We start from the raw sequence: 6,101 nt of genomic DNA on the forward strand, positions 1-6,101 counted from the left end.
AAGACTTCGGGGACATGTGGACCCCGGCGACGAGCCCCCGGAAGGGAGACCACCAATGGCCGAGGACACGGCCGTCCCCACCCCCGCGCCCGCGCGCGAGCTGCCCACGCTGAGCTACGAGGGTCCCGACATGCGCGGACTCGTCGGCGAGCTGACCGAACGCAAGGACAGGCATCGCGCGATGGGCGGTGCCGACAAGGTCGCGCGCCAGAGATCGCTCGGGAAGCTGACCGTCCGCGAGCGGATCGAGCTGCTGTTCGACCCCGGTTCGTTCCTCGAGACGGGATTGCTCGGCACGCACATGTCGAACTCGCCCCAGATGCAAGGGAAGTTCACGCCGGCCGATGGCGTCGTGACGGGCATCGGCGAGATCGAAGGCCGCAAGACGTGCGTGATCGCGTACGACTTCACGGTCATGGCCGGCTCGATGGGCATGGTCGGCGAGCTCAAGGCCGGAAGGATACGTGAGCTGGCGCTGCGCGAGCGGATCCCCATCGTTTGGCTGATCGACTCGGCTGGGGCGCGGATCCAGGAAGCGGCCGGCTCGATGTTCGCCCGGACCGGTGAGCTCTTCAAGGAGCAGGTCATCATGTCGGGCGTCGTGCCTCAGGTCGCCGCTATGGTCGGCCCGGGCGCGGCCGGCACCGCATACATCCCAGGGCTTTCCGATTTCGTCCCGATGGTCAAGGGTGTCTCGTCGATGGCGCTCGGCGGCCCACATCTCGTCAAAGCCGCCGTCGGCGAGGACGTTACCGAGCAGGACATGGGCGGCTCGCACATCCACAACAAGATCTCGGGCGTCGCCGACCTCGAGGTCGCCGACGACCGCGAGTGCATCACGGCCATCCGCACGTACCTGTCGTTCTTCCCGTCATCGAACCTCGAAAGGCCGCCGATCCTGGCGGTCTCCGATCCGATCGAGCGCCGGTGCGAAGATCTCTACGACATCGTCCCGGCGAATCCACGTCAGGCGTACGACGTGCGCCGGGTGATCAAGTCCTTGGTCGACGACGGCGAGTTCTTCCCGATGAAGCCGGACTGGGCGCGGTCTTTGGTGACTGGGTTCGCGCGGTTCGGCGGGCGGCCGGTCGGGATCGTAGCGAACCAGCCGATCTTCCTCGGCGGAGCGATCGACGTGAACGCTGCCGACAAAGCCGCGCGATTCGTCTGGTTGTGCGACGCGTTCCACATCCCGCTCGTGTTCTTGATGGACTGCCCCGGCTTCCTGGTTGGTAGCGCCGTGGAGAAGGCCGGCATCATCCGGCACGGTTCGAAGATGCTCTTCGCCGTGTCCGAGGCGACGGTCCCCAAGATCACCGTCGTGCTTCGCAAGGGATACGGCGCCGGCTACTACGTGATGAACGGTCGCGCGTACGAGCCCGACCTCATCGTCGGATGGCCGACGGCGGAGATCAGCGTGATGGGACCGGAAGGGGCGGTGAATATCATCGGCCGCTCGATCCTCGAGAAGATCCCCGAGGAGGAGCGCGATGCGAAGCGGAACGAGATGATCGAGGCGGTGCGCGCGCAGATCGGGCCTTACATCGCCGCCGGCTGGTCCTTCATCGACGACCTCATCGACCCTGCGGACACCCGCACGGTGATCACGAAGGGGCTCGAGCACGCGGAGAACAAGCGGATCGAACGGCCCTGGCGCAAACACGGCGTCCTCCCCATCTAACGCGCTGTCGCACCCCTTCCCTATGCTCTCCCGGGAGCGACAGACATGTCTGTCATGTCTGTCGCTTCGTGAAGAGACCATAGGAGGAAGCCTTGGAAGTAACGATCAAGGCATGGGAGACGCGTAACGTCACCGCTCGTGATCTTTCCAGGCGGATCGCGCAGCTTTTGAACGAGATCGAAAACGATGGGCACGGGCTCGTCGTTCTGAGACACGGGCAGCCGGCGGCCCTACTCGTGCCGCTCGAGCCGAAGGGGCATCGCGCGCCGCGCAAGGTATCGATCGAGGAGCGGGAGGAAGAGCCGTTCGAGATGCCCGAGCTCGATGAGGGGAGCCGCCGATTGTTGCTCGAGATGGCGCGGTGCGCTCCCGAGCCCTACGACCCCGATGATTGGGGCAGCGGGGCCCTCGAGTTCGCCCGCTTGTTCGTCCGACTCGAGCTCAACGGGCTGGCCGAGAAGTCTGTCGGGGGAGGACGCTGGCTCACGGAAAGCGGGCAGCTCGTGGCGGCTAAACTCGTGGCGTGAGCACGAGACCCTCGACGATCGAGCGGCCGGAGGTCGATGAGGTCGTCCGGCAGGACAAGCCGTGGATCGTGATCGTGTGGAACGACCCGATCAACCTCATGAGCTACGTGACGTACGTCTTCCAGAAGCTGTTCGGATTCCCCCGTGAAAAGGCGCACCGGCTGATGCTTCAGGTCCACAACGAGGGGCGTGCGATCGTGGCCAGCGGACCGCGGGAACGATGCGAGGCCGACGTGGCCCGACTCCACGCGCACGGCCTCTGGGCGACGCTCTTCAAGGAGGACTGACCGTGCGCGGGCCGTTCGCGCTTCGCCGTGACGGGCAACTCGACGTCACGTTGACGCCGGTCGAGGCCGACCTCTTCCGTTCGGTCGTCGAGCAGATGACGCAGGTGCTCGACGACCCCCCGGCTCGCCTCTTCCCGCCCGCGTACAAGGACGATCCCGAAGCGCAGGCCGAGTACGCCCGGCTGATGACGGAGGATCTTAAGGACGGGAAGCGCCGGGCGATCGCCTCGGTTCAGACGACGCTCGAGCGCGGGAAGCCGAAGCGAGACGCATGGCGCGTGACGTTGACCGCCGACGAGGCGCAGGACTGGCTCGCGGTCCTGAACGATGCCCGCCTTGCGCTCGGAACCCGGCTGGCCGTCACCGAAGACTCCTATGAGCGGGATCTCGATCCGGCCGATCCGGACGCGGCCGCGCACGAGGTGTTCCGCTACCTCGGCTACCTCGAGGACTTCCTGGTCCACACGTTGATGGGCTAGGCTGCGCGGCCATGGCCGACGTCGAAGCAGAGATGGTTGCGAACGTCTGGAAGGTCCTCGTGGCCCCGGGCTCTGAGGTCGCCGAGGGCGACACGCTCGTGATACTCGAGTCGATGAAGATGGAGATCCCCGTCGTCTCCCCCCAAGGCGGAAAAGTGACGGCGGTCAAGGTGGTCGAGGGCGGTGTCGTCCAGGAGGGCGACATCATCGCGGTCGTCGAATAGGTGTCCGATCTCGTCGTCGTCGAGCGCGGCCCAGTCGCAGTCCTCACCCTGAACCGGCCCGAACGGCGCAACGCGCTCAGCGGCGAGATGCTCCAGTCGATCTTCGACGCGCTCGCGTCGCTCGCGACGGACGCCCAAGCCCGTTGCCTGCTGCTCCGCGGCGAAGGGAAGCACTTCTGCGCCGGCGCCGACTTCTCCGACGTCGCCGAGGGCGCGGCAAGCGGCGCGCGCTACGGCGCCGGCTTCGAGCAGATGCTCCGCGCCATCGAGGAGCACCCGCTCCCGGTCGTCGCGGCCGTGCAGGGGGCGGCGCTCGGGGCCGGCTGCCAGCTGCTCGCGGCCGCCGACCTCGCCGTCGCGGCCGACGACGCGCGCATCGGTATCCCGTCGGCGCGGCTCGGGATCCTGCTCGACCTCGAGAAGGTCCAGCGCATGGTCCAGATCATCGGGCCGGCGCACACCCGCGAGCTGCTCCTGACCGGTCGCGAGCTCGACGGTCGTGAGGCGGCCGCGTGGGGTCTGGTCACGAAGGTCGTGAAGGCGCGAGACGTCGATCAGGTCGCGCGCCTGCTCGCCGAGCAGGTCGCCGAGAACGCGCCGCTGTCCGTGCAGGGAAGCAAGGCGGCGATCCGCACCGTCCTTCGCCACGGCTCGCTCGATCGCGCGGCCCACGGGGCGGAGTTCGGGCACCATGACGAGAACGCTCTCCGGGCCCTGACCTCGGCCGACGTCGCCGAAGGGCTCCGCGCGCTGAGCGAGCGGCGGCCCCCCGAGTTCAAAGGCGAGTGAACGATGTCCGTCCTTTCGAGCCTCGCCCGCCGTCACACGGCGCTGTCGGGCCGTGAGATCGAGCACCTCCATCATCTTGTCGCGGACTGGCAGCTCCTCGCGGACCTGAACTTCGCCGACCTGCTCCTGTTCGGAGCGTTACGCGACCGCGAGGCGTACGTCGTGCTCGCGCAGGTGCGTCCCTACCCGGCGCAGACGCTGTACCAGGAGGACATGGTCGGCACGATCTTCGAGGCCCGCGACCGCGAGCGGGTCCGTGCCGCTTTCGACGAAGGTCGAATCGTCCGCGAGGGCGACCCGGAATGGCGCGAAGGGATCCCGATCCGCGAGGAGGCGATCCCCGTCTCGCTGGACGGGGCGGTCATAGCAGTGATAAGCGCCGAGCAGAACCTCGCGACGGCGCGCACGCCCTCGCAGCTCGAGCTCTCCTACCTCCAGGCGGCCGGCGACCTCGAGCAGATGACGGCCGAAGGCGTCTTCCCCTTCCCGTCGTCGGACGAGCGCGAGATCTCGCCCCGCGTCGGCGACGGATTTATGCGGCTCGACTCCGGCGGCGTCATCGCCTACGCGAGCCCGAACGCCGTTTCCGCGTACCGGCGCCTCGGCGTCACCGCGAACCTCGTCGGCGAACACATCGCCAAGCTCGACTTCGACGAGGTCGCGACACTCGAGTCGCTCAAGCGTGGACGTCCCGTCGAGGACGAGATCGACGCCTCCGGCGCCTGGGTCTACCGGCGGTTCATCCCGATCATCCACGCCGGCGAGGTGACGGGCGCCATCGGGATCCTGCGCGACATCACCGAGCTACGGCACCGCGACCGGATGCTCCTCCTCAAGGACGCAACGATCCGCGAGATCCACCATCGCGTGAAGAACAATCTCCAGACCGTCGCGTCGCTGCTGCGCCTCCAGGGCCGCCGGCTAAGCTCGGTCGAGGCGAAGGCTGCGTTGGAGGAGAGCGTGCGACGGATCTCTTCCATCGCTCTGGTTCACGAGACGCTGTCGCAGGACTCGCACGAACGCGTCGACTTCGATCACGTCGCGAATCGGGTCGTCGAGATGATCCAAGAGGGATTCGCAGTGCCGGAGCGCCCGATCAGGTTCCGGATCGACGGCCGTTCAGGCGATCTTCCCAGCGAAGTCGCCACGCCGTTGGCGTTGATAATCGCCGAACTGATCCAGAACGCCTTCGAGCATGCGTTCGGGACGGAGTCTCGGATGGTCTCGGTGACGGTGGAGATGGCGAGACGTCCGGAGGAGCTTCGTCTCCGTGTGTCGGACGACGGCGTCGGGCTCCCTCCAGGGTTCGTGCTGGAGCGCGATTCCAACTTGGGGCTGCAGATCGTTCGCACGCTCGTCGAGAGCGAGCTCTTGGGAACGATCGGGGTGACCGGCGGCACGGGCGGCACGCAGGTCGAGGTGGTCATCCCCATCGCCCGAGCCCGCCTCGAGGGCGGCACTTGACACTGATCCTCTTGCACTCGGCCGGCGCGACGCCGGCCATCTGGGATCGGGTGCGTGCCCACCTGGTCGGCGTCCCGCTGCTGGTTCCGGCGATGCCGGGACGCGAGGACGCCGGGCCTCCGTCCGACCAGATCGCCTCGCACGCCGCGGCGGTACTGCGTGCTATGGACGGCGCCGGCGTCGAGCGCGCCGCGATCGGCGGGCATTCGCTCGGAGGCGCGGTCGCGCTGTGGCTGGCGATCCACCACCCCGCTCGGGTTGCCGGGCTGGGGGTGATCAACGCGGGCGCACGCATGCGCGTCGCCCCGCAGATGCTCGAGGCGCTGCCGGATGGCCTCGCGCCGATCGTGGAGCTCGTGGCCGCGTCGAATTTTCCGCCGGGCGTGCCCAAGGAGTGGATCGAAGAGCGTCGCGCGACCTACGAAGCCGTCGGCGGAGAAACGTTGCTCGCGGACCTCACCGCGTGCGATCGGTTCGACGTCCTCGACCGGCTGTGGGAGATCCGCTGTCGCACTCAGGTGCTCGCCGGATCCGAGGACACGCTAACCCCTCCCCGCTTCGCACGGCTCATGGCCGAGCGTATCTCGGCGGCGCGCTTCCTTGAGTACGAGGGCGCGGGCCACATGCTGCCGATCGAGCGGCCTGCTGAG

The 6,101-nt window shown here is 67.8% G+C and carries 8 protein-coding genes; all 8 read left to right on the forward strand.

The window, feature by feature from the left end; all coding sequences use genetic code 11:
* The first annotated feature begins 55 nt into the window (after positions 1–55).
* On the forward strand, positions 56–1,681 hold the full coding sequence (locus WEB06_02835; GenBank protein ID MEX2554549.1) for an acyl-CoA carboxylase subunit beta: 1,626 nt from the start codon (positions 56–58) through the stop codon (positions 1,679–1,681).
* A 92-nt stretch (positions 1,682–1,773) separates the two neighbouring features.
* Entirely contained in the window at positions 1,774–2,208 is a 435-nt protein-coding gene (locus WEB06_02840; protein ID MEX2554550.1) for a type II toxin-antitoxin system Phd/YefM family antitoxin, read from the forward strand.
* Positions 2,205–2,495, forward strand: a complete 291-nt coding sequence (clpS, locus tag WEB06_02845; GenBank protein ID MEX2554551.1) for an ATP-dependent Clp protease adapter ClpS — start codon at positions 2,205–2,207, stop codon at positions 2,493–2,495. The genes WEB06_02840 and clpS overlap by 4 nt, the downstream gene beginning before the upstream one ends.
* Positions 2,496–2,497: 2 nt before the next feature.
* On the forward strand, positions 2,498–2,974 hold the full coding sequence (locus tag WEB06_02850) for a DUF2017 family protein (protein ID MEX2554552.1): 477 nt from the start codon (positions 2,498–2,500) through the stop codon (positions 2,972–2,974).
* Positions 2,975–2,985: 11 nt separating this feature from the next.
* Complete coding sequence (locus WEB06_02855) at positions 2,986–3,198, forward strand: biotin/lipoyl-binding carrier protein (GenBank protein MEX2554553.1); 213 nt, start codon at positions 2,986–2,988, stop codon at positions 3,196–3,198.
* The gene (locus tag WEB06_02860; GenBank protein ID MEX2554554.1) at positions 3,199–3,987 is read left to right on the forward strand and encodes an enoyl-CoA hydratase/isomerase family protein; all 789 of its coding nucleotides are present in this window, start codon (positions 3,199–3,201) and stop codon (positions 3,985–3,987) included. It abuts the gene before it with no gap.
* Between the two features lie 3 nt (positions 3,988–3,990).
* The gene (locus WEB06_02865; GenBank protein MEX2554555.1) at positions 3,991–5,451 is read left to right on the forward strand and encodes a PAS domain-containing sensor histidine kinase; all 1,461 of its coding nucleotides are present in this window, start codon (positions 3,991–3,993) and stop codon (positions 5,449–5,451) included.
* Positions 5,448–6,101, forward strand: a 654-nt coding sequence (locus WEB06_02870; protein ID MEX2554556.1) for an alpha/beta fold hydrolase, incomplete at its 3' end; no start/stop codon positions are given. The genes WEB06_02865 and WEB06_02870, both read left to right, overlap by 4 nt.

The sequence above is a fragment of the Actinomycetota bacterium genome (assembly GCA_040905475.1).
Taxonomy (GTDB): domain Bacteria; phylum Actinomycetota; class AC-67; order AC-67; family AC-67; genus DATFGK01.